Annotated in this window: 1 protein-coding gene and 1 pseudogene; one reads left to right on the plus strand and one right to left on the minus strand. The window is 67.5% G+C overall.

The annotated features are described in order from the left end of the window. Positions 1-50: 50 nt before the first annotated feature. Complete coding sequence (locus ACFWB8_RS36940) at positions 51-1,337, minus strand: MFS transporter (RefSeq protein WP_385237668.1); 1,287 nt, start codon at positions 1,335-1,337, stop codon at positions 51-53. 123 nt (positions 1,338-1,460) lie between these two features. On the opposite strand from ACFWB8_RS36940, the pseudogene ACFWB8_RS36945 reads away from it, so the two are divergent. After that, a pseudogene (locus tag ACFWB8_RS36945) lies at positions 1,461-2,065 on the plus strand (MarR family winged helix-turn-helix transcriptional regulator). The last annotated feature ends 313 nt before the right edge of the window (positions 2,066-2,378 follow it).

Consider the following 2,378-nt stretch of genomic DNA (forward strand, 5'->3'; position numbering starts at 1 on the left):
GCCCCGATCCACCGGATCGGGGCCTTCCCCATACTTGCTTCCGCGGGTTCCTACGCGGCCACGGGCTCAGCGGCCTTCGCCGCCTCGGCCGGACCACCCTGGGCCACGACCCTGCTCAGCGACGGGTTGTCCTGCTCCGGCGTCAGCTGCTTGCCGAGCCGCAGCGCCAGCCAGGCGATCCCGAGCGAGACCACGACGAAGGTCCCGATGTAGAGCATCGGCACCCCAGCGCCCAGCGGCACACCGAGCGGTCCGAGCGCCAGCGCCATCTGCTTGACGAGCGCGAAGGCCGAGTTGTACTGGCCCACGGAACCCTCCGGCGCCAGGTCGGCCACCAGCGGCGCCAGCGTCGGCGACAGCATGGCCTCGCCGATGCCGAAGAGCCCGTACGTGGTGACGAACGCGGCGGCGGCCATCATCGCGCTGCCGTGCCCGAGCCCCGAGAACCCGGCGATGACCCACGCCACGGTCCAGATCACGCCGACCAGCGCGATCACACGGGACCGGCGGCGCTTCTCGACGAGCCGCAGCACGACGAACTGCGCGAGCACGATCGCCCCGGTGTTGGCGGCGAGCGCGAAGCCCAGGGTCGAGGGGGTGATCCCGGCGGCCTCGGTACCGAAGGCGGCGAGACCCGACTCGAACTGCCCGTAGCAGGCGAAGAAGATCACGAAGCCCAGGAGCAGCAGCTTGACCATGGCCTGGTGGCGCAGCAGCCGCTTCCAGGCGCTGCCGCCCGCCTGCGCGGGGTCCGTCGGCGTGGCGTCCTTGATGACCGGCGCGTGCGGCATCTTCACGGTGAGGATGACGCCCGCCAGCACCAGGAACATCACGGCCTCGATGCTGAACAGCAGGGTGAAGCTGCCGGGACTGTTCTCGTCGACGATCTGGCCGCCGATGAGGCCGCCGATGCCCAGGCCCAGGTTCTGCATGAAGAACTGGAGGGCGAAGGCACGGGTCCGGGTCGACGGAGTCGAGCACCACACGATCATCGTGGCCAGGGCCGGCTGCATGACGGCCTGCCCGGCGCCGAGCGCCAGGGCGGACAGCAGGATCGGCACGATGCTGGTGGAGAGCCCGAGCGAGACCGCGCCGACCGACGCGGCGACGGCCGCGCCAACGACCACCGGAACCGGACCTCGGCGGTCGATGACGCGACCGGTGAGGGGCAGCGCGACGAGAGCGCCCAGGGCGAAGGCCACGAACGCGCTCGTGGCGGCCATGGAGCCCAGATCTCGCACCTGCGCCACGTAGATGTAGAGGAACGGAACCGTGAAGCCGATGCCGAACGCGGTCAACGCGTTGCCGGCCTGGATCCGCCGCATCGCAGCGCCCATCACCTTGGTCACTTCTCACCGCCTTGATAGCTGAAGACTGAAGACTTCATACCTAAAGTTCGACCCTTAACTCTACACATCGAAGGAGTTAGATGCCAACGGTCTCGTGCGATACTTCGGAGCATGGGTGACACCCCCGACGGCACCACGCCCGTCCACGAGCCGAGCCTCGACGAGCAGATCGCCGTCTACCAGCGCGAATTCCAGGACCTCGACCCCCAGGTGGAGAAGGTCGTCTCGGCACTGAGCCGCCTGAACCGCCGGATGAACGTCGCGTACGGACGCCAGACCGCGGCCCTGGGCATCAGCAACGCGGAGTGGGAGGTCCTCAAGGCCCTCGTACTCTCCGGTGCCCCGTACCGGATGGGCCCGAGCGAGCTCGCGAAGCAGCTGGGCCTCACGCCGGCGGCGATGACGCACCGGATCGACCGGATGACGGCGGAGGGTCTGGTCACGCGCGAGCGGGACGAGAACAACCGGGTCCGCGTGATCGTGGAGCTGACGGACGAGGGCCGCAGCAAGTGGCTCGACGCGATGCGCGCGGCCACGGTCTTCGAGGAGGACCTCCTCCAGGACCTCTCCACGGCGGAGCGCGGGGTGCTGGGCGACATGCTCACCCGCCTCCTGGACCGCGTGGAAGACCTCCAGTCCCCGACCTGACGCCCGGGTTGACACAGCTCTCGCGGATCCGTAAGGTTCTTCGAGTTGTCCCTGAGCCGGAAGGTTGAGGCGACAACGAATCCCGCCGCCTCGTTGCGGCACCCAACTCAGCACGATCTCCCACTGGGAACGAATTCGGCATGTCCGAATTCATTTCCGAAGGCCGATTATGAATCGCCGGGGAAATCCACTAGAGTTTGGGGAGTCGGAAGGGCCCAACAGCCCGGAAGGCAAACCCCGCTGACTGGGGGTCAGGCCCGAAAGAGTCTGATAGAGTCGGAGACACAAGAACGAAGGAAGCGCCCGGAGGAAAGCCCGAGAGGGTGAGTACAAAGGAAGCGTCCGTTCCTTGAGAACTCAACAGCGTGCCAAAAATCAACG

The sequence above is a fragment of the Streptomyces sp. NPDC060031 genome (assembly GCF_042736805.1).
Lineage (GTDB): Bacteria > Actinomycetota > Actinomycetes > Streptomycetales > Streptomycetaceae > Streptomyces.

Coding starts and splice junctions, on each gene's coding strand:
- ACFWB8_RS36940 (WP_385237668.1), bottom strand. CDS start 1,337: ATGGGCGCTGCGATGCGGCGGATCCAGGCCGGCAACGCGTTGACCGCG.